At 68.0% G+C, this 25,794-nt stretch carries 20 protein-coding genes and 1 CRISPR repeat array; of the genes, 14 read left to right on the plus strand and 6 right to left on the minus strand.

What is annotated here, in order from left to right; all coding sequences use genetic code 11:
* Window positions 1-6: 6 nt before the first annotated feature.
* Genes ACTWQE_RS15390 through ACTWQE_RS15405 form a run of 4 tightly spaced genes read left to right on the plus strand, consistent with a single transcriptional unit; the run spans window position 7 to window position 4,125 of the window.
* A complete protein-coding gene (locus ACTWQE_RS15390) occupies window positions 7-1,218 on the plus strand; it encodes an acyl-CoA dehydrogenase family protein (RefSeq protein WP_443329495.1) in 1,212 nt (403 codons plus the stop codon).
* Window positions 1,215-2,087, plus strand: a complete 873-nt coding sequence (locus ACTWQE_RS15395; RefSeq protein WP_443329496.1) for a hypothetical protein — start codon at window positions 1,215-1,217, stop codon at window positions 2,085-2,087. Before ACTWQE_RS15390 ends, ACTWQE_RS15395 begins: the two co-directional genes overlap by 4 nt.
* The gene (locus ACTWQE_RS15400; protein WP_443329497.1) at window positions 2,084-3,082 is read left to right on the plus strand and encodes a ThiF family adenylyltransferase; all 999 of its coding nucleotides are present in this window, start codon (window positions 2,084-2,086) and stop codon (window positions 3,080-3,082) included. The genes ACTWQE_RS15395 and ACTWQE_RS15400 overlap by 4 nt, the downstream gene beginning before the upstream one ends.
* A complete protein-coding gene (locus ACTWQE_RS15405; RefSeq protein ID WP_443329498.1) occupies window positions 3,079-4,125 on the plus strand; it encodes a TauD/TfdA family dioxygenase in 1,047 nt (348 codons plus the stop codon). Before ACTWQE_RS15400 ends, ACTWQE_RS15405 begins: the two co-directional genes overlap by 4 nt.
* A gap of 95 nt (window positions 4,126-4,220) precedes the next feature.
* Here ACTWQE_RS15405 and ACTWQE_RS15410 read toward each other — a convergent pair whose 3' ends face one another.
* A complete protein-coding gene (locus ACTWQE_RS15410; RefSeq protein ID WP_443329499.1) occupies window positions 4,221-4,637 on the minus strand; it encodes a MarR family winged helix-turn-helix transcriptional regulator in 417 nt (138 codons plus the stop codon).
* Window positions 4,638-4,717: 80 nt separating this feature from the next.
* On the opposite strand from ACTWQE_RS15410, the gene ACTWQE_RS15415 reads away from it, so the two are divergent.
* Entirely contained in the window at window positions 4,718-6,157 is a 1,440-nt protein-coding gene (locus ACTWQE_RS15415) for an MFS transporter (RefSeq protein ID WP_443329500.1), read from the plus strand.
* Between the two features lie 12 nt (window positions 6,158-6,169).
* Complete coding sequence (locus tag ACTWQE_RS15420) at window positions 6,170-7,534, plus strand: amidase (protein WP_443329501.1); 1,365 nt, start codon at window positions 6,170-6,172, stop codon at window positions 7,532-7,534.
* A 686-nt stretch (window positions 7,535-8,220) separates the two neighbouring features.
* Here ACTWQE_RS15420 and ACTWQE_RS15425 read toward each other — a convergent pair.
* From ACTWQE_RS15425 to ACTWQE_RS15440, 4 genes are all read right to left on the minus strand, one after another.
* A complete protein-coding gene (locus ACTWQE_RS15425) occupies window positions 8,221-9,396 on the minus strand; it encodes a cytochrome P450 family protein (RefSeq protein WP_443329502.1) in 1,176 nt (391 codons plus the stop codon).
* Window positions 9,393-10,616, minus strand: a complete 1,224-nt coding sequence (locus tag ACTWQE_RS15430; RefSeq protein ID WP_443329503.1) for an MAB_1171c family putative transporter — start codon at window positions 10,614-10,616, stop codon at window positions 9,393-9,395. Before ACTWQE_RS15430 ends, ACTWQE_RS15425 begins: the two co-directional genes overlap by 4 nt.
* Window positions 10,613-11,140 (minus strand): regulator component, encoded by a 528-nt coding sequence (locus ACTWQE_RS15435; RefSeq protein ID WP_443329504.1) that lies wholly within the window; start codon window positions 11,138-11,140, stop codon window positions 10,613-10,615. Before ACTWQE_RS15435 ends, ACTWQE_RS15430 begins: the two co-directional genes overlap by 4 nt.
* A gap of 171 nt (window positions 11,141-11,311) precedes the next feature.
* A complete protein-coding gene (locus tag ACTWQE_RS15440; protein ID WP_443329505.1) occupies window positions 11,312-11,827 on the minus strand; it encodes a Secondary metabolite protein in 516 nt (171 codons plus the stop codon).
* A 389-nt stretch (window positions 11,828-12,216) separates the two neighbouring features.
* Here ACTWQE_RS15440 and ACTWQE_RS15445 point away from each other — a divergent pair, with 389 nt between their 5' ends.
* Together ACTWQE_RS15445 and ACTWQE_RS15450 are read left to right on the plus strand one after the other, a co-directional pair.
* On the plus strand, window positions 12,217-12,621 hold the full coding sequence (locus tag ACTWQE_RS15445; RefSeq protein WP_443329506.1) for a hypothetical protein: 405 nt from the start codon (window positions 12,217-12,219) through the stop codon (window positions 12,619-12,621).
* Complete coding sequence (locus ACTWQE_RS15450) at window positions 12,615-13,634, plus strand: helix-turn-helix domain-containing protein (RefSeq protein ID WP_443329507.1); 1,020 nt, start codon at window positions 12,615-12,617, stop codon at window positions 13,632-13,634. The genes ACTWQE_RS15445 and ACTWQE_RS15450 overlap by 7 nt, the downstream gene beginning before the upstream one ends.
* A gap of 1,820 nt (window positions 13,635-15,454) precedes the next feature.
* Here ACTWQE_RS15450 and ACTWQE_RS15455 read toward each other — a convergent pair.
* Entirely contained in the window at window positions 15,455-16,477 is a 1,023-nt protein-coding gene (locus tag ACTWQE_RS15455) for a hypothetical protein (protein ID WP_443329508.1), read from the minus strand.
* A 49-nt stretch (window positions 16,478-16,526) separates the two neighbouring features.
* Window positions 16,527-17,838: a CRISPR direct-repeat array (repeat unit 29 nt; unit sequence CGGAACACCCCCGCGTCGGCGGGGAGGAC).
* A 174-nt stretch (window positions 17,839-18,012) separates the two neighbouring features.
* Between ACTWQE_RS15455 and cas3 the strand changes: the two genes are divergently transcribed.
* The 6 genes from cas3 (at window position 18,013) to cas6e (ending at window position 25,779) form a co-directional block, all read left to right on the plus strand.
* Window positions 18,013-20,853: a CRISPR-associated helicase Cas3' gene (gene cas3, locus ACTWQE_RS15460; RefSeq protein ID WP_443329509.1), complete on the plus strand. Its 2,841-nt coding sequence runs from the start codon at window positions 18,013-18,015 to the stop codon at window positions 20,851-20,853.
* A gap of 127 nt (window positions 20,854-20,980) precedes the next feature.
* Window positions 20,981-22,570, plus strand: a complete 1,590-nt coding sequence (casA, locus tag ACTWQE_RS15465) for a type I-E CRISPR-associated protein Cse1/CasA (RefSeq protein WP_443329510.1) — start codon at window positions 20,981-20,983, stop codon at window positions 22,568-22,570.
* Complete coding sequence (locus ACTWQE_RS15470) at window positions 22,567-23,220, plus strand: type I-E CRISPR-associated protein Cse2/CasB (protein ID WP_443329511.1); 654 nt, start codon at window positions 22,567-22,569, stop codon at window positions 23,218-23,220. Before casA ends, ACTWQE_RS15470 begins: the two co-directional genes overlap by 4 nt.
* Window positions 23,220-24,353: a type I-E CRISPR-associated protein Cas7/Cse4/CasC gene (cas7e, locus tag ACTWQE_RS15475; protein ID WP_443329512.1), complete on the plus strand. Its 1,134-nt coding sequence runs from the start codon at window positions 23,220-23,222 to the stop codon at window positions 24,351-24,353. Before ACTWQE_RS15470 ends, cas7e begins: the two co-directional genes overlap by 1 nt.
* On the plus strand, window positions 24,350-25,129 hold the full coding sequence (gene cas5e, locus ACTWQE_RS15480) for a type I-E CRISPR-associated protein Cas5/CasD (protein WP_443329513.1): 780 nt from the start codon (window positions 24,350-24,352) through the stop codon (window positions 25,127-25,129). Before cas7e ends, cas5e begins: the two co-directional genes overlap by 4 nt.
* Window positions 25,126-25,779 carry a type I-E CRISPR-associated protein Cas6/Cse3/CasE gene (cas6e, locus tag ACTWQE_RS15485; protein ID WP_443329514.1) on the plus strand — a complete coding sequence of 218 codons (654 nt, stop codon included), beginning with the start codon at window positions 25,126-25,128 and terminating at the stop codon, window positions 25,777-25,779. Before cas5e ends, cas6e begins: the two co-directional genes overlap by 4 nt.
* Window positions 25,780-25,794 lie beyond the last annotated feature (15 nt).

Below are 25,794 nucleotides of genomic sequence, written 5' to 3' on the forward strand. Positions count from 1 at the left end.
GAATCCATGACTTTCACGCACTCCCCTGCCGACCACCCGCTTCTCGACAGCTTCGAAGCCGACGTCCTGCGGACCGTGGTCTCCTTCTCCCGCGATGTGATCGCCCCTGGTGCCGCCGAGCGCGACAGCACCGAGAAGGGACAGGTGGACTGGGACACGGTCCGCGAGGGTCATGCCCTGGGTCTGCTGCGGATGGCGATACCCAGGGACATGGGGGGCCTTGGGCTGAGCAACCTCGCCGTCGCGCTCCTCGTCGAGGAGCTGGCCGCCGCCGACCCGGGGATGGCCTTGGTCTTCGGCGCAACAGGTCTCTTTCAGACGCCCATACTGATCAGTGGTGACTCTCGCCTGCAGGAGCGGTACTTGGCGCCGTTCCTGGGCAGTGAGCCCGTCCTGGCGTGCAACGCAGTGGCCGAGGAGCGCAACGGCACAGATCTCGTACTGCCGGACAACGCTCCCTTCGCGCAGGACATGACCAGCGCGAAGCGCTCGGGCAGCGAGTACCTCCTGAACGGCACCAAGCGGTACATCACCAACGCCCCGGCAGCAACATACGCCACGGTCATGGCGAACTTCGAGGGTTCGCCCGGGTCGACCGGTCTAACCTGCTTCGTCGTCGACCTCGAACAGGACGGGGTCGCCCGTGGGGAGATCCACGACAAGGTCGGCTACCGCACCGCGCCGGCTGGTGAGCTGGTGTTCACCGATGCCCGGGTTCCCGAGGAGAACATCATCGGTGAGGAATACGGCGGGTGGGACCTCAATGTCGCGGTCGGCAACCTCACCCGGGTGACGAGTGCGTCGGTTGCCACGGGCATTGCCCGGCACAGCCTGGAGCGCGCGATCGCGTGGAGTGGGCAGCGTAGGCAGGGCGGGCGCTTGCTGTACGAGCACCAGATGTCCGCGCGCAAGCTCGCCGACATGGCTGCTCGGGTCTCCGCATCCAGGGCGCTGTACCTCGACGCCGCAGTCAAGGCCGACAACGTCATCCCGACCCCGGCCTACGAGCCGGCGGTCGCCAAGCTGATCGCGGACCGCGCTGCTATCGACAACGCTGACGCCGCGATGGCTCTGATCGGTGCCCAGGCCTTCCAGCGCGGCGACGGCATGGACCGTGTTCTGCGCGACGCCTACGCGCCCCGTATCTATGAAGGCTCCCCGGAAGCGCTGGCACTTGTGATCACAGGTGATCTGTTCGGCCGGTCGGAGACGCGATGACGGCTGTGACAGCCGACCGCTACGCGGAGGAACTCCTGCGGGCCGGCATCGATCTGAGGCTGCCGGATCTGGAGGCGTCGCTGGCCGGCGATCCCGTCTTTCGCGAGGCCAGCCCTGAAGGACTGCTGACGCTGACCGTCCGCGGATCACAGATACCGGAGCTGTTCCTGGAGCGGATCTACCAGTTCCGGCTGGTGCAGTACCTGCAGCGCGGGTGGGTCAACGCCTCGGCAGTGGCAGCACGAGGACTGCGGACCGAGCCCTACGACGACCTGGCCCTGAGGGACTATCACACCCTTGTCGTGGAACGGGGCACTGGGCGTCTGCGCGGTTACGGCACCCTGGCCTCCTCGCGCGACCGCCAGGAGACCGCGCTCGGCGATCCGGCCCACCAGACGTTCGTCCTCGAGCGGGACTACGGCATCCGGCTGGCCGACCACCTTGGAAGGGAAACCCCCTCGTCCCTGGTGTGGGAGGGTAAGCGCCTGGTTCGCGACTACGCGATGCCCCGGTCGCAGTCCGCAGTCTCCGTCCCCTGGTGGGTCTACCTCGGCTGGGCGTCGGCCTGTCTGCGGGTGCTGGGCACCGAGCACGCGGCGATCGTGGGGGACGGCAAGTTCGATGGAGCCATCCACCAGCTGCGTCTGCTGGGCTTCAGCACGCAGACGCTGGATGTTGCCTCCCTCCCGCCTAACCCTTCGGACCTGTTTGCCCCTATGTGGGATCAGCAGGAACGCTCGTATCCCTTCATTCTCAGGTATGGAGAGGGGCTGGAGCCGACGCTGAAGCGTCTCCGGGCGGTGCTCACCTCAGGAGAAGATGGCTCGGTGCGCGCCCGGCTGGCCGAGTTCATGGAGGCAAGGGCATGAGCGTGACGGACGTCAGCACACCGCAGCAGGCGCGCGAGCTGGACGACGCACGGTTCTACGCGTCCTTGACCCAGCGCAACCAGGGTCTGATCCCCGCGGAGCTGCAGGAGAGGATCCGCCGGACACGTTTGCTGATCGCCGGCTGCGGTTCCATCGGGGGAGCCACCGTGCAGCCGCTCGGACGGATGGGATACACCCGGTTCGTACTGGCCGACGTGGGCTCCTATGAGCTCAACAACCTGAACCGCCAGAACGCCACCGTGGAGGACCTCGGCCAGAACAAGGCATCCGTCGGTGCCCGGTCCCTTCGTGCGATCAATCCGCACGTCGATGCGGAGGTCGTGCCCGAAGGGATCACCCAGGCCAACGCCGAGGCCCTGGTTGAACAGGCGGACTTCATCGTCGACGGCGTGGACGTCACCACGCCCACCGGTCTGGCCGCGAAGATTTGCCTGCACAAGGAGGCCTGCCGACAGCGCAAGCCGTTGGTGACGGCCTGGGACATGGCGGGCATGCTCGCGGCCCAGTGCTTCGACTACCGGGTGATCCGGAAAATCTTCGACGGACAGCTGGTCCCAGGTGATGAGGAGCGTCTGGCCACCTGGGAGGTGATCTTCCGGATCGCTCCTCGGGCACACATACCCGGCGAGATGTTCCGCGAACTCCGGCGGGGACTGACCAAGCCGGACTACAGCGTTCCGCAACTGGCCGAGGCAGCGACGCAGTTCGGGGCACTGGCCGTGCACATGGTCAATGTCCTGGTCGCGGGCCGGAGATTGCCTCCCACCGTCGCGGTCGATGTTCATCACGTCTCGATGACGCGGGGGCGCCGCATCGTCGACCACCTCGCTCGGCAGTGGGAGCGGGCTCGCTTTCTGGGCCACCTGCCGTCGGAGCAGGCCTGGAACGGATTCGCCCCTGCACCGGCCTACCGGGCGAGCCGCCAACTGTCACTACGCACGGCACGGACGGCACAGGAGAGAAAGGCGACATGAGTAAGGATTTCACTTACGCGGATGCCCGACTCGGGGGCATTCCGCTGACGAGCGAAGAATCTGCGCTGGTGGAGCGCACAGCGCTGGTGGTCGCCCAAGAGTACGAAGGGTGCTCACTGCACGACACAGACCTGCTGCATGCAGTGGAACTGGCCGCGGTGTCGCTCCCTGCCTCTGTACGACGGGCACTGATTTCGTTCCGGGACGTGGGGAACGCCAGCGGCTGCCTGCTGCTGACAGGCCTCCCGGTCAGCCCGTTGCCCGCCACTCCGGACCCGGCAGAGAACGAGCCGCCGTGGTCGGAACTTCCCGTGGCGACGCTGAGCCAGCTCATGGTCATGTCGGTTCTGGGTCGTTCCATCTCCTACACCGACGAGAAGTGCGGACACCTGGTGCAGGACGTCTGCCCGAAGAAGGGCGCCGAGAATCGTCAGGAGAACAGCGGCTCCGTGCTGCTGGAACTGCACACTGAAGACGGCTTCCACCCCAATCCTCCGCATTTCCTGAGCCTGCTCTGCCTCCGCGGGGACCATGACGGGGTCGCGGCCACCGTCACAGGAGGGATCGGCGACGTCCTGCCGAGTCTGGACGCCGAGACGGTTGCGGCGCTGCGACGACCGGAGTTCCGGACCCGTTTCAGCACCTCGTTTGTGCCGGACGAGGCAGTCGAAATGCTGACCGATCCCATGCCGGTACTGCACGGCTTCGGCGAGTACCCCGACCTTCGCGTGGACTTCAACGGGACGATCGCTACGACACCTCGGGCGCAGACGGCACTGGACCAGCTCGAGCATGCCATCATGCGCTCTCTCAAAGGGCTAGTACTCCGGCCGGGTGAGCTCATCATTCTTGACAACCGCCGCGCAGTGCACGGACGCACCGACTTCACCCCGCGATACGACGGAACAGATCGCTGGCTCCGGCGATCCTTCGTTCTCACGGATCTGCGACCGGTCAACGGCCACCTGGGCCAGGGCCGCAGCCACAACCCCGTGGCCACGGGGCAGAGCCCGCTCACGGGCGAGCCCCTGACGGTTGCCTGAACGTCGGCGGGGCCGGGCCCACGAGCCCGGCCCCGCCGCAACTTGCCGGAGGCCAACGGGCTGCACGGCGCGACCGCTCCCTGTCCGGCGGCGGATCACCCCACCTGAGGAAGCGGCCGGATCATCAACCCACGTGCGTCGGCGTTCTCGTCAGCCACGTTCCCCAGAACGCTATCCACCGTTGTCGCGGCCTCTTGGAAGACCTTTCGCCCCGCGGGTGTGAGCTGCACCTGAGAGCCGCGGCCGTCGCCCGGTGACGGTTTACGTGCCACGTACCCCTCGTTGACCATCTGTGTGACCAGCCGTGAGACCTGCGGCTGGCTTCGGGAGGTCCGGGAACTGACCTCTCCGAGGCGAATCCACGCGTGCTCACGCGCCATCACGTCCATGATCTCGTACGCACTCACACAGAGGCCGTGCCGTGCGGACAGTGCACGCTCGACCGCCTGGTTCATGTCCGCGCAGACGCGCACCAGGGACAGCCATTGGTCGGCAAGAGGAGTGTTCACCACACCTCGCAGTGTAGATCTGCCAACCCCTCTTGTCTATTCATGCGAATGAATGTAAATTGCGCCTTCGAAAGGAGACATCGATGACTGAGGCGATTTCACCCGCTGAGACAAGACAAGGGCAGGCCCACGCGCCCTGGACTCCGATGGCTGTCGTGGGAGTGGCCCAGCTGATGGTCATGCTGGATTCGACAGTGGTCAACGTGGCGCTGCCGTCGATCGGCGCCCAGCTCCCTGCGGACTCATCGGCTCTCCAGTGGACGATCAGCGCCTATGTCCTGGTGTACGGCAGCCTGCTGCTGTTCGGCGGCCGGGTCGCCGACGTGCTCGGGCGGCGCCGGTCATTCGTAACCGGGCTGGCTGTGTTCGCAGCCGCCTCGGTGCTATGCGGTTTGGCGTGGAACCAGGAGTTACTCGTCGCGGGCCGTGCGGTCCAGGGGCTGGGCGCCGCACTCCTATCTGCGGCGGCGTTGTCAATCGTGTTGGCGGTATACCAGATTCCCGAGCAGCGGAAGATCGCTCTCACGGCCTGGAGCGGTCTGGGCGTGCTCGGCGCGACCATCGGTGTGGTGCTGGGCGGCCTCATCGTGACTGCGATCAACTGGCGGTGGGCGTTTCTGATCAACATTCCGGTGAGCCTGGCCGCCGGTATCGGTGCCCTGCGGTCTCTGCCGGCTCTGTCGGCGACCGGCACTCGCCCCCTGAGACTTCCGACGGCGGCCCTGGCCACCGCAGGACTGGCCAGCCTGTCATTCGGGCTGATCCGGCTCCAGGACGGCATGACCACGACCGTGGCGTGGGTCAGTATCGGTCTGGCCGTGGTGCTGCTTGCGGTGCTGACCGTGTTGGAGCTGGGCAAGTCCGATCCGCTGCTGCCGCTTCACCTGCTGCGCATCCGGACCTACTGGCTCAGCAGCATCGGCCTGTTGCTCGCGGCTGCGGTGATGATCAGTAGTTCCTACCTGGCCAGCATCTACTTCCAGCGCGCCCACGGGATGAGTGCCTTCACTGCCGGCCTGTCGCTCCTGCCGATGGGGCTTGCGTCGCTGGTCGTCGCCTTCATTGTGCCCAAGCTCGTCAGTGCAGTAGGGCCGGGCGGGGTATACCTGATCGGTGCGGTCGCCCAACTCCTCGGCGCAGGTGTGCTCGCCACCGGAGATTCCAGCACGGCGGTGACGATCATTGCGCTGGCCGTCATCGGGGCGGGTCTGCCAAGCTGCTTCGCCCCCCTGTACGGCATCGGCAGCTCCCATGTGCGCATGGAGGAGTCGGGAGTCGGCTCGGGGTTGCTGAACACGTTCAACCAGACCGGTGCGGCTCTGGGCATCGCGGTGATCGGGACGATCTTGACGACCACCGTACGAGACCAGATGGACTCGGGCTCGTCCGCCGCGCAGGCGACGACCACGGGCATCGGGCACGGATTCCTGGCTCTGGCGGCCTGCGCCGTCCTCGCCGCTGGGGTCGCCCTGACTCTGCGGAGCCTGACCCGCACCCCCAAGTCGGCCACACATCAGTCCTGAAGGGCTCACACTATGACCACCGCTACCGGCGAAACTCTCGCACGCGACACGGTCGAGGAAGCGATCCAGCGCTCCCGCGCCGCGTCTGACGAAGTCTCGGAGGAACTGGGGATCTTCGTCACCCCGCTTCACGACCAGGCTCTGAGGGCACATCGTGACAAGCCCAGTCAGGGGCCGTTGATGGGGGTGACCCTCGGGGTGAAGGACATCATCTTCGAGTCCTCGGCCCCGACCACGGCACAGAGCAACGTGGCTCTGGCGGACTGGCCTCACCAACAGCCTGAAGCCACCGTGGTGACCCGGCTGAAGCAGGCCGGAGCAGTCGTGGTCGGCAAGACCGCCACCATGGAGTACGCATTGGGCGTCCAGGATGGATCCGGTCCCCGGCCCATCAGCCGGAACCCCTGGTCACCCGAGCGCTGGGCTGGAGGGTCCAGCTCGGGATCAGGCAGTGGAGTGCTGACCGGCTGCTTCGACGCCGCGATCGCCACCGACACCACCGGCAGCCTGCGCATCCCCGCCGCCTACACCGGGACGACCGGACTCAAGGCCACGCGCGGACGTGTATCGAACGCAGGCGTCTACCCGCTTGCGTCATCCCTGGACACCGTTGGACCGATCGCCGGCTCGATCGATCTGTGCGCCCGCCTGCTCCAGGTCATGGCAGGGCCTGACCCGCGCGACCCGTGGGCGTCACACGCCCCGGTCGGAGACTACATCTCGGCCTTGGACGAGGACGTGGACGGGCTGCGGATCGGTGTCGACACCCTGGTGGACCACGCGGACGCCGGCGTGGACCCTGCCCAGCCGGAGGTCCTTACCCAGGCGCTGAAGGAACTGGACTCCCTGGGAGTGCGGCGCTCGACGGTTCAGGTCCCCTCTTACCCCATGCTCAACGTGGTGGGGAATGTGATCATGCTGGCCGAGGCCCATGAGGTCCACCACGACATGCTGGCACAGGATTGGGGAGGCTATGGGCGAGGAGCCCGCTGGGTGTTCTCGGCAGGCGAGTCGATCAGCTCTCGTGACTATCTCCGTGCTCAGCGGGTTCGTGACGCGCTCACCGTTGAGATCCAGTCGTTGTTCGAGCGGGTCGACCTGCTGATCACTCCGACCTGTCACCTCGGCGCACCGCCCCTCGACCGGATGCACCCGCTGGACCCGTCGACGTACCTGGGTTCAATGCACACCACAGCCTGGAGTGTCACTGGTCACCCTGTAGCCGTAGTTCCGATCGGCTTCACCCAGGACGGTCTTCCCCTGTCCATGTCGATCGTGGGTCCCCACTGGGCCGAAGAGCGAGTCATCAGTCTTGCCAGCGCATTTCAGCGCATCACCAATCACCACCAACAGCGTGCCGGATCGGGGGAAGGATGAGGATGAGCATCAGCCAGATGGACGACCTGAGCGACGAAGACCGCGAAGCCGTAGCTGGGGCGGCCCAAGTAGTGCAGCAACTCTCGGCGGCACTGGGGCAGGTCCGCTGTGATGTAACGCGCTCCGTGCGCGCCGGTCTCGCCCCTGATGGTGATCCGAGCCAGACGAGCGCCTAAGGGCTGCACCCTGATTTCGAGCGCCACTTAAGAGATTCAGATAAACAGACAAATATCGGCACTCCCGGTTGGTTCCGGACTCGACTGTCCCCGGGCCTCACACCTATGGCCTGCGAGGAAGATCGCTCGACTGAAGCCCTGCAGTACCTTCCTCTGAGACGCATCCACCGCCGCGTGTCCACCCCGAGACCGGCCCTGACCAGGATCCCCCGTAACTGGTCAGGGCCACCATCATGCGTGCGGGCCGTGAGCGGCCAGTTCTAGTTCTCCGGGAAGCCCAGGGCTTGGGGCCTGACCTGGCAACTGGGCCCGCCCGCGCGGGGGGCAGCCACCATCCCGCCCAGACAGAACGCCATGACACCAACGTCAGCCGGTTGACATCCATAGGGGCATCAAGACCCGCTCGCGGGCCTACACCTGCGCACCTCGATGATCTGGATCAAAGACCTCACCCGGACGACCACCCAATGATCACGACTCGATACGCGCCCTAGCCCTCCGGACTCCGGGCTACAGGAGTACCGGCAGGGACTCGAGACCGCGCATCAGCCGAGTCTGACGCCACTCCAGATTCTCGCTGGGGACGGCGAGCTCGAGTCCCGGGAAGCGGGTGAGTAGCGCGGTTAGCGCAATCTCGCCTTCGGCTCGGGCGAGGGGGGCGCCCAGGCATCGGTGGATGCCGTGCCCGAAGGCCAGGTGCGACTTGGAGTCCCGGGTGAGGTCGAGCTGGTCGGGCATGGGGAATTGCGATGGATCGCGGTTGGCTGCTCCTGGAGCGATGAGGACCGGGACGCCCGCCGGGATTTCGGTTGCGCCGATGGTGAGGGCTTCCGTGCTGTAGCGGAAAGTTGCGATGCCGATGGGGGCGTCGAAGCGGAGCAACTCATCCAGGACGGTGGGGATGAGCTGCGGGTTGTCGTGCAACCTTGCGAGGGTGTCGGGGTGCTGGATCAGCGCGAGGATCGCGTTGCCGATGAAGTTGGTCGTCGTCTCGTGGCCGGCTACGAGTAGCAGCACAGCCAGTGAGAGCACTTCGTCTGCCGTGAGCTCGCCCGCATCGCTGCGTACAAGGAGGTCGTGCAGGAGGCCGCCGTCCGGCTCGCTTCGCTTCGCGCCGACGAGGTCGGCCATGTAGCCGGCGATGGCATGGGAAGCAGCATCGATCCGATCAGGCTGGCCTGCCGCGAAGAGCTCGTTCGACCACTGCGCCACCATGGTCCGGTCGGCTTCCGGCACGCCCAGCAGCTGGCAGATCACCGTGACGGGGAGCGGCACTGCGAGGCCGGCCACGAGGTCGACCTGTTCGCCGGGTGGCCACGCGTCGAGAATGGCGTCGACCACCTGGGCGATGTAGGGGCGCATACGCGCCACGGGACCAGGAGTGAAGGCTGGCCCCGCGGCGCTCCGCAGCCGTGTGTGCTGCGGAGGGTCGGTGGCCAACATGTTCTGGGAGACCGCCGGGTGGAGTTTGCGAGCCGATGGCTGACCGGCGAAGAAGCGCGCGGTGTCCTTCGACAGCCGAGGGTCGACGAATGCTTGCCGGGCCTCGGCGTAGCCGGTGACAACGTAGCTGTAGCGCCCCTTCGAGCCGGTGGGCACTTTGTGTACGGGGGCTGCGCTGCGCAGACGGGCGAACGTCGCGTACGGGTCCTTGAAGAACTGAGGGTCCTGCAGCGGGTCGGTCATGATTTTGAGACCGCGTCAGTCATCGTCGGCTCAGCGGCAGCGACGCGCACGGTCTCGTTGTCCGCGTAGGCAGCGGCGATCAGGAGGAGCCACTCGGTCTCCGCCGGCAGACTGCCTTCCCGGGAAGGGGCCTCGGGAGCGGGCGGGGCCTGCTCCTCACAGGGCTCGTGCTCGCTCTTCTTCGCGCGGATGGCGGCCGTGATCACTGCGGCTTCGACGATCGCTGCTCCTTCGGGGGTGCCGTGCAGCCCCTTGGCGGCGACCAGCTCCTGAGCGCGCTCTTGCACCTGCAGTGAGCGGTAGGGGCGGAGCGCCAGCACGCTGTCTTCCGTCTCGATTACTCGGCGGTGAAGGAGGTAGTCGGAGTCGTCATACTGCTCGCCGGCGCGGGAGATGCTGTGGTCGAGAACGACCTCTGGAGCCACGGCAGTCAGGTCCTCCCAGAGGTGCGCGAGCGCGGCGGAGGACTTGGTCTCCCAGCGGCGGCGCAGGAACTGGCTGACCGGCCAGAGCACGGCGGGCAGTGTGAGGCCGACGGTGATGAGGAGAACCGCCAGGGCCGGCGCGGTCACGCTGAACGTGCAGCGGAACGGGGCGATGGGGGAGGAGCACCTGGAGCCGTCGGGGATGAGGTTCAGGCGGAGCCCGATCGAGACGAGCGCGACGACCTTGTACGCGGCGTACATCAGGGCGAAGACACACCCGGCTGCTGTTATGCGGAGTCCGACGCGCTGGCTGCGGCGGCGTGAGCGCTTGGCCTGCTTCCAGGTCTGCAGGAGGAAGTCCTCGGCGGTGTAGCCGAGGTAGGAGATGTAGATCAGCACGTAGAACGCGTAGAGAGTGGCGGAGCGGTTGGCCATCTGCTCGGCAGTGAACAGCGCGGTCATGCCGGCTACCGCGATGACGAGGAGGATTACGCGGAGGCGGGTCTGTCGCCGGGCCTGCTCCGGTTCCAGGTTGAGCTGGAACATGAAGGCCAGCACGGCGGTGGCCGCGCACAGTGTGAATGAGTTGCTCATCAGCCTCGCGACCTGAGGGATGACCCCGTCGACGGTGTTCTCCACGATCGGCGCGTAGGACGCGAACGCGAAGGCGAACGAGGCCAGTAGCGCGGCCATTGCCCAGGTGCCTAAGGGCCTGTGCCCGCCTCGCCCTCTGACCCAGTAGCCGGCAGCGAGGAGGAGGGCGATGGCGACGCCCGAGAATATGAGGTTGATCATGACTTGCGGCGAACCTTCTTCGGAGGTTTGGCGAACAGGGCTTCCCACCGCTCGGGACCCTTCGCGGGGTCGTCGGGGGGGAGCTGGCGCCCGCGGTAGATGTGCTGGCGGATGACGGTGGCCATCATTTCCGCCTCGCGTTCGTCTTCTGTCGTGTAGCTGGTCCGCCCAGACATCCGCTGGACGAGGGTGGGATCGAAGCCGATGGCGTCGAAGGCGTCCTCGTTCAGCTCAAGGCTGCCGGGGTGGTCACAGATGACGTGGCTGATCTCGTGCGCGAGGATGTGGTTCTTGTGCAGAGGAGACGTTCCGTCTTCGTAGAAGAGAAGGTCCGCCTCCTCCGTCTCAAGCCGGATGCCGCAGGGCGCATCCATAAGGCCGAGCGTTTTTAGTGGCTTGAGGATGATCGGCTTCCCGCGCATGGTGGCGACGGCGTCGCGCAGGTCTCGGGTACTGCAACGGTGTGGCAGATGAAGTGCTCGTACGCGCTCTTCGCACTGGGCGCGGAGCTGCTCATGGTCCATACCACGTTCCCGAAGGTGGCGAGAGTCATGGCCTATTGGCTGCAATTTTGCGGCGCCGATCTGCGGGCCGCGGGCTGGCTCCTCAACGAGTCGAAACCCTATGCGCTCAACTTCCGCCAGCCAAGAGGACCTTTGGCCACATGACCCCTGAGACAACGTAGAGGGCCGAGGCTAGTTGTCCAAGTCGAGATCGTCGTCCGCCTCGTCGCCGGTTAGGCCCTCCAGGCGCCGGGCTTGCTCGATGACGGTGGACACCATCTCCAAGCTGTCCGTACTCAGACCTCTCGCTCGGAGAGCTACCTTTTTGACATTTTTGTCCCTCATTGCGGCGAGAACGGCGATTTTCGCCTTTGCCTCCTCGGCCTCGTCCTCGTCGAAGAAGTAGCCGGCCTTGACTCCGAAGAAGTTGGCCAGAGCCTTGATGGTGGGGTAGGTCGGGTTCCTCGTGGGCTCTGTCCGCAATTGCTGGATCGCGCTCGCCGTGAGGTTTTTGGCCGGCTTGCCTGTCACTTCGGCGGCTTCGGCGTTCGCCTCTCTGATCCCGTCCGCCACTTCGGCGTAGGTGTACGGCCCTCGACCTGGGGGGTGGACGTTCTTGAACAGGTAGTCCAGTTTCTCCGCAAAAGTCGCAGCCGCGATCGTCACGTGGGGGTCTTCGCTGGCTGCGGCGGGATCACGGTCCGTCACGATCGGTACATCCTTGTCATGATCAAAAAAATCAACGGTGGTGGCGGCGCCTTTCGTTCAAGGCCTAACTGTAGTTGACGGAACTCCGCAACTGGGGTGTACGTTGATCCTGAGCGGATGCGCCACCGCAGTGTTCCTGTCCAGGTCTAGGGCTCAAAAACCTGGGCGCGAGTGGCCGAACTGCTCGTAGTAGGCAACCCCCATCCACGGGTGGGGTGTTGGACGGGGGACAAAACGGGGGGATCGCATGCAGGCTGTACGGACCTCTCGGGGCCCTTATGGCTGGCAGACCGCGGGACCCTAAGTCACACGCGGTCGCCGGACCCGACCAACTGTTGGACTGAGAAACCCGTTGGCCGGGTCCGGCTGATCCCCGCAATGGAGACAGCGTGATTTCTACAGCACTTCCTGCCCGCACGCAGGTCGTCCAGCGCTCTCGGCGTCCGATCGTTGCCGCAACGGCAGTGGCACTGGGTGCGGGCATCCTGTCCGCGCCGAGCGCGAACGCAGCAGACAAGTGGGGCCCTGTCTACCTGATGGCGGACAGCACCAGTAAGCCGGACAGCTCTCACACCGGGGCGTACGGCCCGCCCGGACAGGCCCTGCCCGGAGTCACCGGCCTGGCGTACCGTGCCGATCCCGAGCTCGATGGTCCCGAGAGCGCCGGCAGCTACGGCCCGGCCAAGGAGTTCACCTCCTGGACATCGAAGGCCACCGGCAAGCAGGCATCCGCCCAGGACGTCGCCCGCGCCGCCTACGTGCTCTCGAAGTGGGGCAGCAGCGGAACGTGCTGACGCCAGAGAAGTCGCCCCAGCACCGACTTGGCTACCTGATCCGAGAGCTGCGCAGGGTCCGCGGTATGTCCATGCGGGGCCTGGCCGCCAAGACCTTCGTTTCGCACTCCACAGTGCAGCGATGGGAGAACGGCGAACGGCCTCCGAAGGAACGAGTCGAAGCAGAACTGATCGACAGGGTGCTCGGCGCCGGCGGACTCCTGATCGAGCTGTGGCAGGAGATCGGTCGGCACGTCTCCGACCCCGGTCATGTATCCGATCCGGCCGCCCATGTATCCCAAAAATCGAGGGACCTGGCCACAGCCGCGTCCCAGAAGGCAGCGTCGGACAGCGAGGGGATCTTCGTCCCCGCTCGTCTAGACGATGGAACGGTGGCACTTGTGGCACTCGATCGACGCGCGCTGCTGCGCGGTGGGGTGGGGATCGGTGCAACTGCGGTTGCCGACTTATCCGCTCCAACAGCTGCCATGATCACTGCTTCAGAAGATCCGTTCGGTTTCGCAAGGAGCGTCACCGAGAACTGTTCTTTTCGACTGTCCCGCCCTGTCCCTGATTACGGTGTCGACTGGCAGGCGCTCATCCCAGGCAGTCGCACCATGCTCGGCAAAGTGCTTGGCCTGGCGTTCCGTCAGCGGTCGCTGAACCAGCGGCGACACGGCCGCCTCTGGCGGCTCAGAGCGCCCCGCTGGGGGAGTATCGTGTCTGCCACATTGATCAATAAAAGCGATGGCCCCCATTACCTCGACCTTAGGCAAGTCGAGTGGGGGCCACTGGCCGGAGGACCTTGTAGGAGGGGTCCGAAGGCCTACCGACCACCCTTTGTTGCTACCCGAAAGGTGATCGACGTGGATCAGGGTACCCGTACCCCGCCCCATACACACAGCACCCCGCCGTGGGGTCAGCGACGCATGCGTGAGCGCTGGCCCGTCGGCGGGGTGTTCGCGTTTATTCCCGCTGTTCCCGTACCCGCTATGAGGCGCGCCTCTGGTGCGGAGGGAGTTGGGATGACGTAGGCCTACGGGGGCGGCGCCCGCGCTTGCCGGTCTTCTTGCCGCCCCGGGGCGCTCGGCTCCTCGGTGATGCCAGTCACCTGAGCCCAACGCCCATCTGCTCTCCGTATGGCCTGCCAGGGCCTCGCGGAGGTTCTGATCGTCCCGGTGCCAGCCGGTAGCGATCAGTTCGATTTCGGTTCTCCAGAACCCAGCCCCACAAAAGCGGGGCTTTGTGCTGCCTATCGTCAAGCGATCGGAGCCGTGCTCATCATGCAGCACAGTGTTGCCCTTTGTCAGCTCAGGCATGCCCGGATGGCGAGATGCCTGTCAAGCTTTCGATCAGTCCGCCCTTGCTGCGCTACGCCATGCCATGACGCAGTGACGGCGCGTACGGACATGCATCGCCAGGAGGGTCCGTGAACATGCGGGCGGTGGCAGCCGCCGCTCCGTTCATTCCGGGGCAACGGCGGCCGCAGCCGCGGCTGCGGCCGGTTCCGGCACAGATAACGCCGACGCAGGCGGGCCTTGTGCCGGTGCGAGGTCCGGGGAATCCGCTGGCTTTGGGGCGTGATGCCCGTGCTCGTCTGAGAGGTGCCGTGCGTGCGCTGCTAGACGATCCGGGAATGGAGAAGACCACGGACGCGGTGCGGCTAGCGGCGGTCGTGCTGGCCGCTCGGACGCCGTCGGCGACCGGGCGGGTGGAGATCCGGTCCGGTGAGCTGGGCCGGTGGCTGGGGATGTCGAGATCCTACGTCGCCTCTGCCGTCGTGCCGGGCCTGCGCCGCTCCGCCGTGGTGGACGTCTCGACGGCAGAGGGTGAGTTCGGCGAGGACCGCGGCCTGGTGTGCAGGGTGCTGCCGATGTGGGCGGCGCAGGGGCAGCTTGGCCATCCGCTGGCGCTGCGGAGAACGGAGCTCGCGACGCTGCTGCGGCTGCTGGAGGCGGTGATGGCGCCGGGCTGGGCGCACCGGGATGGGACGGTAACTCCGGCTGGGCTGCTCGGTGCGCGTAGGGGGCGGGGTGCTGCAACGGATCGTCTGGTGCTGCTGCTGCTGGTGCTGGAGGCGACCGAGACGGGTCGGGTGCGGATGTGCGGCGGCACGGTCGACTCGAAGCGCGGCCGCGCGGCGGCAACTGTGGCGCGGCTGCTGGGCTGCACGGTCTCGCGCGGTGAGCGGGTGCTGGAGCGCTTGGAGGACTACGAAGTCTTAGAGCGGGTCCGGCAGCGGACGGCCTCCGGTTTGGCGCAGCGTACCCGGCTGATGGTGCCGGCGGTCGCTGCAGCGCACGGCCCCGCCCGCGCTGCCGGTCCCAAGGAACGGCGTGCTGCGTCCCCGGCCCCTGCTTTTACAGACCCCGATGTTGCGGCAGGGCTAGGTAAGACCTCCGAGCCGACCGCAGATGCTCAGGTCAGCGCAGTGCAGACTGCTGACGGGGCCGAGATGGCAGAGCCCGACGTTACGGCAGCCCTTCACTCTAATCACTCTCCTGGGACTAAGGAGGGTGGTGATAGTGCGGGTAGTGGTGGCTTTTCCGGCGAAGGCCGTGGGGGTAAGGGCCGTCTCCCGGAACGCGCGTGCGGACGCGAGGACCAGGCCGAGGGCAACGACGGCGTTGCCAAGCTGACGCTAGTCGGTGGCGAGGCGGGCCCGCTGCGCGGGGAAAACCCGAAAGATTCCGACGCTGCCGTGGTGGGGGGACGGCGTGGCGCTGTTGCTGCGCTTCCTTCTAAGCCCTCGATCGTGGGTGGCGGAAAGGCGCAGCGGCAGGGGGAGCTCCTGCCATCGAATGACGAACTGCGGATCGCGTTGGCGCCGGTGTTGGGGCTGTGGTCGCAAATGTCACGCTGGCAGCAGAGGCGCGTCGAGCAGGCTGCGAAGGCCGAACTGGTGCAGCTGGTCGGCCTGCTGGGGCGGCCCGAGGCGGCTGCGCAGCTGCTTGCCGAGCGGCTGTCGGACCGGCTGCAGGAGACCGGCGGCGAGCTCCGGGTGAAGAATTCGCTGGGCTGGCTGCTGGGCCGCGGACTGGTGCGGCGGCGGGCTTGCTCGGACGTTCGGTGTGACGACGGGATCCGGCTCGACACAGGCGGTGACTGTCCGACCTGCGGCAACGTGATCCACCTGCGCCGCGCAGTGCGGGCCCGGATCGCTGCTGAGGTCGACGCGGAGCTGCCCGGCGCCGACGAGGCTGCGCGCCGGTCGGTCCTCGAGGAGCGGTTGCGTCGGCAAGCCGCGCTGGAAGCGCAGGACCTGGTGTGGCGCCGTCAGCAGGCCCAGGCCGAACAGGCGCGCCAGGAGGTTGCCCGCGCGGAGGCGGAGGCCCGGGCGGAGCTCGAGCGCGCCGCTGCGCAGGCCACCGCAGAGGCCCGGCAGGCGCAGCCGTGTGCGGACTGCGGCGCGGCCCGGTCGGCGGGGCTGTGCGAGGCGTGTGGCTACCGGCGCCAGACCCGAGAACTGATCACGGAAACGGCGCTGGTCGCGGCGGCCTGGGCGGCTGATATCGACGACCCGGACGATGTCGCGGCGGTCACCGTGCACGTCCGTGCCGAGCTGGAGCGCGCCATTGCCGACGCCCACCAGCAGCTGCTGGACCTGGTGGACCCGGCCGGTACGCGGGACGACCCGCAGCATGTGGCCTCCGCTCTCGCGTTCAATGCCAAGTACGCGGTTGAGCAGGCCGCGGCCGAGTACGGCAGCACCGCGCTGGCCATGCTGGCCCGCACTCCCGAGGCCGAGGCCGAGGCGGAGCTGGCGCGCGCGGCTGAGTGCCGCAAGCACCGGTACCAGCGGGGCAAGGATGGGCCGCTCGAGCGCGCCGCCGCGGATGAGGCTGCTGACGCTGCCCGCGACCGCGCGGCCCAGCACATGCTGGCCATGCGGCTGAAAAAGCTGCGATCGGTCGCGGCCTGGGCACCGGAACATCCGCGTGTCGGCGGGGAGGACGCGACCCCGTACTCCTTCGTCCAGACCGCGTTTCCGGAACACCCCCGCGTCGGCAGGGAGGACTGGCCGGGCGTCGTTGTCAAGATGGCGTAGATCGGAACACCCCCGCGTAGGCGGGGAGGACCCGACCACGCCAGCGACCACCGGCGACTTCGTCGGAGCACCCCCGCGCCGGCGGGGAGGACCTGCGGCTGGTTTGAGACAGCCCTCATGGAGGCGGAGCACCCCCGCGTCGGCGGGGAGGACTCTCCTCGCACACTGCGAAGACCATGAGGGCGCGGAACACCCCCGCGTCGGCGGGGAGGACAACCAGTGCCCATCGGTCCGCTGCAATGTGACCGGAACACCCCCGCGTCGGCGGGGAGGACACCCGCAGTACCTCGGCGATGCGCAGGATCATCGGAACACCCCCGCGTCGGCGGGGAGGACCTTGAGGACACGGGCGTCGACTTCCGGTTGAACGGAACACCCCCGCGTCGGCGGGGAGGACAGCGCCTCGAGCTTCCGTGAGCCCGGACGGAACGGAACACCCCCGCGTCGGCGGGGAGGACGCCAGCCATGCAGCCGGTTCCCTGCCGAGCAGCGGAACACCCCCGCGTCGGCGGGGAGGACACGTAATGAAGCGACCGACGCTCTATCGAAGTCGGAACACCCCCGCGTCGGCGGGGAGGACCTGGTGGACTCGATGGTGTAGAGGTCGCCGGCCGGAACACCCCCGCGTCGGCGGGGAGGACGCCGTACTGACATCAGCAAGGGTGTTCTCTGTCGGAACACCCCCGCGTCGGCGGGGAGGACGGCAGCGATCGCGGCCACCTCGTCACCAGAGGCGGAACACCCCCGCGTCGGCGGGGAGGACGGTGTCCTCTACGTGGAGGGCGGCGCACTCAAGGGAACACCCCCGCGTCGGCGGGGAGGACGCGAGGATCGGGTGAAGCCGCAGGTGGGGGTACGGAACACCCCCGCGTCGGCGGGGAGGACACCGGGAATCGCCGGAATCACCGCACCGGTCGCGGAACACCCCCGCGTCGGCGGGGAGGACGTGATCAATCAATCCGTCATCAATGACAAGGACGGAACACCCCCGCGTCGGCGGGGAGGACCCGGGGTAGCGACGCCGGGGCTTGTGCCAGCTCGGAACACCCCCGCGTCGGCGGGGAGGACACAGTCCGCAGGCGAGACAGAGCGCGTCGTGACGGAACACCCCCGCGTCGGCGGGGAGGACATCGTCAACGTCGGCGACCTGGAGTTCGGTGACGGAACACCCCCGCGTCGGCGGGGAGGACGCTTCCTGGCCTGCAGGTTAGCGGAGCCTTTGCCGTTTCTTTGCTATGGCTGCTGATGTGCGAGCACAGCTGAGGAACTTCATGGGGGCACCGTATACGCCCCTGGGGCCCGGAATCCGGTGTCAGTGCCGTGTGGTTCAGTCTGCGACGTGGGCCGCACGATGGGGGTGCCGGATGACGCGCATGCCGTTTGAGCTGGTTGATGAGTCGGCGTGGGGAAAGGCGCGCGGGCTGGATCCCGCGGTTGCGCCGTATCCGCTGGTGCGGCATCTGCTGGATGCCGCGGCAGTGGCTCTGTTCCTCTGGGACCGCTACCTCTCGGACAACCAGCGTCGCGGTATAGCTCGCGGGCTGGGGTGGGAGGAGGTCCCGGCGCGGGCTCGGGCATTTACGGCGTTGTGTGCAGGTCTTCACGACATCGGGAAGCTTTCCGGGTTCCAGTACTGCGATGCGCGGGCGCGGGCGCTGTTGAGCGATTCGTTAACCGGTGATCCGGGGCGGATCGGGGTGGAGCGGATGGGCCACGACGTCGCGGGGATGCACGCCGCGGCTGCGGTGCTCGCGGCTCTCGGGTTCGAGGCTGACGGGGATTCGGTGAAGGGGGCGGTGCGCCGGGTAGCGGAGATCATCGGCGGGCATCACGGCCGGTTCCACGAATATGTGCCTCTCCATCCCGAGAACCAGGATCTGCTGGGCGGTCCTGCGTGGGCGCGGCAGCGGCAGGTACACGCGGGTGCGGTGTTTGAAGCGTTGGGTGCGCCGTTGCCGCCCGAGTATGTCGAGGCGCCGGCTGCGGTGCTGATCACGGCGGTGGTGATCCTGGCGGACTGGCTGGTCAGCCAGGAGGGCTATCTGCAGCGTCGACAGCACGGTCTGGATGTCTGCCTGGAGCGGCATTTCATACAGTCGTGTGCCGACGCCGAGGGCCTGGTTGGTGAGGCCGGTCTGTTGCCGGTGGAGCTGGGGCGCAAGGACTTCGCGGAGGCGTATGCCATCGATGGGCGGCCGAATCCGTTGCAGCGGTCGATCGTCGAGGAGTTGCCCGGCGCTGTGGGGAAGGGTGGCAGGGGTGGTATCGCGCTGGTGACCGCTGCGCCGGGGGACGGTAAGAGTGAGGCTGCTCTGGAGGCGGAGCGGGTGCTGTCGGCGGTGTTCGGCACGCGTGGCTTCGCGTTTTTGCTGCCGACGATGGCGACGAGCGACCAGATGTACGGCCGGGTGGCGGGGGTCTTGACCCGGCAGGCCGGGCGCGGGGCTGGACTCACCCTGACGCACAGCATGGCGTGGCTCAACAGCGCGTACGCCGAGGATGAGCTAGATGCTGGATCACGGGTGTTGGTCTGCGATGACGCGGGCCGCGGGGCGCGCCGAGAGGTGGATATGCGTCCGCGGCGGTGGCTGCGGGGCGCCAAGCGGCCGCTTTTGGCGCAGTACACGGTGGGCACGGTGGACCAGGCGTTGATGGCTGTTTTGCCGGTGCGGCACAACGCTCTGCGGTTGATGGCCTTGTCGGGGAAGACGTTCATCGTGGACGAGGCGCATGCCTACGACCCGTACATGCAGGTTCTGCTGGGGCGTCTGCTCAATTGGCTCGGTTGGTACGGCGTGCCGGTGGTTTTGCTGTCGGCCACGCTGCCGGCCTCGGTCAGTGACCGATTGATTAAGGAGTACCTGAGGGGGGCGGGACACGGGCGCAGTGTGCTCAGGAAGCGTTCGTTCCGTGCGCCGTATCCGGGTTGGTTGTACGTCGATGCCGAGAGTGGTGAGTGCAGCCGGATTTCCGAGGTGCGGCACAAGGAGCAGGAGGCCGAGCGGCGCATGGATCTGAGGGTGCAGGTGGAGCCGGTGGTCCATGGGGAGGGCGGTGGCGAGGGGAATCGGCTTGCGGTGATTGAGCGGCTGCTGGAGCCGGTCCTCGGCGAGGACGGGGGGTGTGCGCTGGTGGTGTGCAATACGGTCGGGGAGGCGCAGGAGACGTACCTGAGGCTGCGCGAGCGGATGAGCGTCCGTGGGTTGACTGGTGATGGTCTTCAGTTGCTGCACGCTCGGTTCCCGGCGGATGTACGGGAGCGGCGCACCAGGGACGTCGTTGCTGGGATGGGCCGTTCGGGGCCGAGGCCGGGTCGCAGGATTGTGGTCGCGACGCAGGTGGTGGAGCAGTCGCTGGATTTGGACGCTGATGTGGTGATCAGTGATCTGGCGCCGTTGGCGTTGTTGCTGCAGCGGGCGGGCCGGTGCTGGCGGCATGAGCAGTGGTGGGCACAGCGTGGCCGTCCGGGCGGGCGGAGTCGTCCGGGCTGGGCTGCTGAGCCTCGGCTGGTGGTGTTGGATCCATTGGTCGGCGGCCGTGGTGTGCCGGGGCAGTGGGGTGAGGTGTACGCGGAGTTCCTTCTCATGCTGACGTCGGAGGTGCTGGCGCGGCAGGGGGAGAAGCCGATCGGTGTTCCGGTTGATGTGCAGGGGTTGGTGGAGGAGGTGCATGGCGACCGGGCGGACCGGTTCGACTGGGATGACCCTGCTAAGTCGGCTGCCTGGACGGGCTACTACGGCCGTAACCTCGCCCACCGCAGTGTTGCGGACGTTCTCGTCGTTCCCCGTGCGAAGAGCGTGACGGGCCTGCAGAAGCTGCACCACCTTGAGGGGTCCGAGGGTGAGTGGGAGGCCGCGACCCGGCTCGGAGCGGACGCGGTGCGACTGCTGTGTGTCTACGTCCACGAGGGCGGCGTGCTCACGTTGGATCCGGGGGGTGCCCGGGCGCTTCCTATGCCGGGTGCGGATGGACGGATGGGCACGGCCGATGTACGCGCGGTGATGGGTCGGACGATCCCGGTGAATGCGGAGTGGTTCCGCGGTGAGTTCGACGCTTACCGCGTGCCGGCGGAGTGGGCGGAGCACCCGATGCTCGGCGATCTCATGCTCCTGCGGCAGCCGGTCCTTAAGGGGGATGTGCTGCCGGTGGAGGTCGGTGGCAGACGCTTGCGGCTGGACAGCGATCTGGGCCTGGTGCGGCAGTAGTTCCGAACCTGCCACCAACTGTCAGTGGCAGCTGTTTCACTGTCGGCAACGCGTAGTCAGGGGTGGGGCGTTGGGGCACCGCTGTGCCTCAACGCTGCGCATTCGGTGATGAGTGAGAGGGGGGCGGATGGCCGAGGGGTTCGATCTGAGAGACGAGCCGTGGATCCCGGTGGGGCTACTGGAGGGTGGTTCAGTGCGGCTGGGGCTGCGGGAGCTGTTCCACCGGGCGCACGAGGTGGAGGACCTGGAGCTGCCGGTGCCGCCTGCGGCCTCCGGGCTGCTGCGCATCCTGGCGGTGATCACCGCCAGGATCGCCGAGGACGGCGGGACACGGCTTGACGATGAGGACGTGGCGGAAGACGGGGCCGACTGGCTCGACCTGCGCGGGCGCATCCTGGCGCGGGGGCGGTTCGAGGCGAAGGCGGTGGACGCCTATTTCGATGATCCGCGGCTGGCCGACCGCTTCGATCTGTTCGACCCGGCACGGCCTTTCCTTCAGGACCCGCGGCTGGTGGCGGAGTGCGTCGATCCTAGGGGGAAGCCGAACACCTCTGGGGTGAACAAGCTCGTGCTCGGCCGTCCTACCGGGGTCAACGGCGCCGTGCTGTTCGGCCACTTCACCGATGCCTTACCGGTGCCGGTCCCCGCTGCGGAGGCCGCCTGGCAGCTGATCGCGCAGCTGTACTACGGGCCTGCCGGGCAGTGCACCCCGCGCCGCATCACCTCCATCAAGCCGGGCAACGGGGACAAAGGTCCGCTGCGCAAGACCGTCTCCTTCCACGTGTGGGCGCCCGATCTGTTCACCACCCTTGTCCTGGCCGTGCCCGCCCCGCACGATGGCGCCGACTCCGGCCAGACGGACGGCTGCCCCTGGGAGGACGAGCTTGCCGACCCCCTCGGCCCGCTGGTCCCGCTGACCTGGCCCGGCCGGCTGCTGACGGGGCGGGCCCGGCACGCGGTGCTGCTGGTGCCGTCGCCGGACCGCACCCAGGTCACCGACGCCTACATCACCTGGTCCACGCACGAGCCCGCCCCGGCCGAAGGCGACCCGCACCTCATCGTCGAGCTGCGCAAGGACGGAGTGGCGGCCGCGCGCGAGGCCGACGGCGCGCGGGCCTTGTGGCGGGACGTGGACGCGCTGCTGCTCAAGGGCGGCGACTCCCGGCCGCTGCGGCCCCGCATCTTCGACGACCTGCCGGACCGGCTCCGGCCCCGGCTGCGGGTGCGTGCCTACGGTTTCGACCAGGACGGCCAGCAGCGCGACAACGGCTGGTTCGAGGCGACCACCCCTCCCGTCCTGCAGTGGCAGGAGGAAGCCGACCCCCGCATGGCCCGCCATCTGGCCCGCTGCCATCAGGCGGCCGAAGAAGTGGGCGAGAAGCTTCACTACGCCGCCAGGCTGGCCTGGAAGCTGGCCACCGACAGGGGGAGCGACCCCTCGGCGAAGGTGAAACTGGACGCCAAAAAGCCCGGCCCGTGGGCGTCGGAGGCGCCGGTGCGCTACTGGCCGGCGGCCGGGCAGGAGTTCTGGCGGCTGGCCGACCCCGCCCTAGTGGACGCTCCGCCGCACCGGTGCTTCGTGAACGCCGCGCTACACGCGTTGGACGAGGCGATCGGCCCCGCGACCCGTGCCGACCTCGGGGTGGCGCGTGCCCGAAGTGCCGCCCGCGCTCTCCTCCTCTCTCTCATCCCGACCCGACCCGAGGATGCGCCATGACATCCACACCTGCCCCTGCTCCGCCCATTGACCAGGCACCGAAGAAAGCCGCGCAGCGGCCCTCGGAGGCCTTTGTCGCCCACGTACTCGACCTGTGTGAGAGCAAGCGGGTGCAGGCCGAGCTGCGCTCCGGGCTGGGCCGCCCCGTCGAGCGCAGCAACTCCTTGCACCGGTATCTCGTGCCGCGCCTGCCGGAGCGGATGCACCCCGATGCCAAGCGCGCCCACTACGCGATCGCCGCGCTGATCGCGGCCAGGCCGCGCGCGGCACGTGAGGCCGACGCCGCAGCTGCCGTGGAGACCGACGGCAGCGCAGCCGCGGGCGCGGCCGCGGCCGGCTGGTGGCGGCGCCCCAACCTCGGCGCATCCCTGGCCATAGCCGTGAATAAGAAGCTCATCAAGCCGGATACGGCCGAGGGTGACCTGCACCTGATGGCACGGCAGAGCAGTGACGCCATCCACCCGCGACTGCCCGCGCTGACCGGGCAGCTGCTGCGACAGGGCGTGCTCGTGGACTGGGCGGTCCTGCTGGAAGACCTCACCTGGTGGAACCGCGACCGCGATCGTATCGCGACGCGCTGGCTGGAGACCTATTTCCGCGTGCGGACGCTCGAGGACCGCCGCGCTGACTCTGATGAGGAGAACGAGTGATGTCCCTGTTCCTGGACCTGAACGCCCTTCAGTCGGTGCCGGTGGCCAATCTGAACCGTGACGACCTGGGATCGCCGAAGTCGGTCGTGTATGGAAACGCTCCGCGTATCCGTGTCTCCAGCCAGTCCTGGAAGCGGGCGATCCGCCACGGGGTGGAACTGGATCTTGGGGAGAAGGCCGCCCGCACCCGCCAGGTGCCGATCCGGGTGAAGCAGACGCTGGAGGCCCAAGGCTGGCCTTCTGACCTCGCCGCCTTTGCCGGGGCCCAGGTCGTGGCCGGCGTCGGCAAGAAGGGGATCGGCACGGAGAAGGAAGGCCACACCTCCGTCCTGCTGTTCCTCCCGGAGAGCGGTATCACCGACCTGGCAGCCGTGTGCGCCGAGCACCGCGAGGCGCTGGAGAAGGGGCTGGGGAAGAAGAACCCGGGCCAGCTGCTGCCCGCGGACCGGATCGAGGAGATCCTCAAGCGCCGTACCGCCTCCATCAGCCTCCTGGGCCGCATGCTGGCCGAATTGCCCGGCGCGAACGTCGACGGCGCCGCCCAGGTCGCCCACGCCTTCACCACCCACGCCGCCGAGCCCCAGCGCGACTACTTCACCGCTGTCGACGACTGGACCCAGGAGGCCGCCGAGACCGGCAGCGGCCACCTGAACACCGCCGAGTTCAGCGCAGGTGTCTTCTACCGCTTCGCCTCGGTCAACATCACCGACCTGGTCAAGAATCTGGACGGCGACCACAAGGCCGCCCACACAGTCCTCGCCTCCTTCGCCGACCATTTCCTGATGTCGCTGCCCCAGGCGAAGAAGAACAGCACCGCCCCCCACACCGTCCCCGACCTCGCCTACCTCGCCGTCCGCGCCCAGCGGCCACTCTCTCTGGCCGCGGCCTTCGAGACCCCGGTGGCCGCAGAAGAACGCCGGGGCGGCTACTCCGAGACCTCCCGCCGCGCCCTGGCGGCGTACGCGCAGAACGTCAACCGCCTCACCGGCGACCGCAACCGGCCCTTCCACGGCCACGCCACCGTCGCCGCCGACGAGGACCTCCCCGGCCTGGGCACCGCCTACGACTCCTTCCCGGACCTGATCGACGCGGCCCTGGAGAACGCCCTGCCCGAATCCGGAGAGCAGCGGTGACCGGTCTGCTGCTGCGGCTGGCGGGTCCCCTGCAGTCCTGGGGCGAGCGTTCCGCGTTCGCCCCGGTGCGCGATACCGCGCCGTTCCCCACCCGCTCCGCGCTGACCGGTCTGTTCGCCGCAGCGGAGGGGATCGGCCGCGAGGACGAGGCGTCGCTGCGGCGGTACGCCGGGCTGGAGTTCACCGTCCGCGTCGACCGGCCGGGTGTACCGCTCGTGGACTACCACACCGTCGGTGGCGGCCGCCCCAAGGACCAGACCGCCGCCACCAGCGGCGGCAGCCGCAAAGGCGCCGCCGTGATCACCCGGCGCCACTACCTGGCCGACGCGGTGTTCGTCATCGCCGTCACCGGCCCGGCAGGCGACATCGACCGGATCGCCGCGGCGCTCCGCCACCCCCACTGGGCCCCCTACCTGGGACGCCGCTCCTGCGTCCCCGACGAGCCGTTCCTGCTGCGCGCCCGCGTCGCTGACCCCGTGCAGGAACTGCGAGAGCGGGTGCCGCTCAGCCCCGCCGCTCCAAGGCACACCGGGAGCGGAAGCGGCGAGAGGGTTCCGGTGGCGTTCCTCTGGGAGCGCCATCCCGGCCGGCTGCCCGCCGACGCCGTCACCCTCGACGCCAACGATGTCCCGTTCAGTTTCGCCCCGCACCACCGCCGTCACGGCAAACGCCGCCTGCACCGCACCACGGAACAGCTCCCGGCCGCACTGCTCCCCGACCGCGTGAGTCCCCTGCACCAGCGGCTGTTCGACTACGCGAAGGAGGACCAGGCGTGAAACCCGGCGCTACCCTCGCCCGCATCCGGCTCAACCCGCTCAGCCGCGCCGTCCAGCGCGACCTGCGCGACGCCACTGAGATGCACCGAACGCTCATGAAGCTGATGCCCGACAACCTCGGCGACACCCCGCGCAAGAACACCGGGCTCCTGTACCGCCTCGACGAGACGGACGAGTCCAGCACCCTCATCGTCCAGAGCCGCACCCCCCTCGACGCCACCCGCCTGCCCACCGAGTACGGGCGGATCGACGTCAAGGACCTGGCCCCCATGTTCGGCGCCCTCCGCAAGGGGCTCGCCGTCCGCTATCGGATCGTCCTGAACCCGGTCAAACGCGAACGCCTGCCCCTGGACCGCAAGAACCAGCGCGGCAGGATCGTCCCGCTCGACGGCCCGGACGCCGACCAGTGGTGGAGCCGCCGCGCTGCTGACGCCGGCCTCCAGCTCCACACGCTGCTGCCCACCTCCCTCACCCCAGTACGCCCCCGCACCAAGGCCGCTCCACCAATGCGGCACAGCCTCCTGCGCTACGACGGCACCGCCACCGTCACCGATACCGACGCGCTCACCGAGGCCGTCCTCACCGGCATCGGGCGCGGCAAAGCGTACGGCGCTGGCCTGCTCAGCCTCGCCCCAGCGGCCTCCGCATGAGCGCACCCAGAAGGG

It is taken from the genome of Streptomyces sp. 8N706 (assembly GCF_052245415.1).
In the GTDB taxonomy this organism is placed as follows: Bacteria; Actinomycetota; Actinomycetes; order Streptomycetales; family Streptomycetaceae; genus Streptomyces.

Bases quoted from the DNA above. Each gene is read 5' to 3' on its own strand.
- ACTWQE_RS15390 (WP_443329495.1), top strand. From the start codon at position 7: ATGACTTTCACGCACTCCCCTGCCGACCACCCGCTTCTCGACAGCTTC.
- ACTWQE_RS15470 (WP_443329511.1), top strand. From the start codon at position 22,567: ATGACATCCACACCTGCCCCTGCTCCGCCCATTGACCAGGCACCGAAG.
- ACTWQE_RS15415 (WP_443329500.1), top strand. From the start codon at position 4,718: ATGACTGAGGCGATTTCACCCGCTGAGACAAGACAAGGGCAGGCCCAC.
- ACTWQE_RS15420 (WP_443329501.1), top strand. From the start codon at position 6,170: ATGACCACCGCTACCGGCGAAACTCTCGCACGCGACACGGTCGAGGAA.
- ACTWQE_RS15425 (WP_443329502.1), bottom strand. From the start codon at position 9,396: ATGACCGACCCGCTGCAGGACCCTCAGTTCTTCAAGGACCCGTACGCG.
- casA (WP_443329510.1), top strand. From the start codon at position 20,981: ATGGCCGAGGGGTTCGATCTGAGAGACGAGCCGTGGATCCCGGTGGGG.
- ACTWQE_RS15400 (WP_443329497.1), top strand. From the start codon at position 2,084: ATGAGCGTGACGGACGTCAGCACACCGCAGCAGGCGCGCGAGCTGGAC.
- ACTWQE_RS15435 (WP_443329504.1), bottom strand. From the start codon at position 11,140: ATGGACCATGAGCAGCTCCGCGCCCAGTGCGAAGAGCGCGTACGAGCA.
- ACTWQE_RS15405 (WP_443329498.1), top strand. From the start codon at position 3,079: ATGAGTAAGGATTTCACTTACGCGGATGCCCGACTCGGGGGCATTCCG.
- cas3 (WP_443329509.1), top strand. From the start codon at position 18,013: ATGACGCGCATGCCGTTTGAGCTGGTTGATGAGTCGGCGTGGGGAAAG.
- cas7e (WP_443329512.1), top strand. From the start codon at position 23,220: ATGTCCCTGTTCCTGGACCTGAACGCCCTTCAGTCGGTGCCGGTGGCC.
- ACTWQE_RS15395 (WP_443329496.1), top strand. From the start codon at position 1,215: ATGACGGCTGTGACAGCCGACCGCTACGCGGAGGAACTCCTGCGGGCC.
- ACTWQE_RS15430 (WP_443329503.1), bottom strand. From the start codon at position 10,616: ATGATCAACCTCATATTCTCGGGCGTCGCCATCGCCCTCCTCCTCGCT.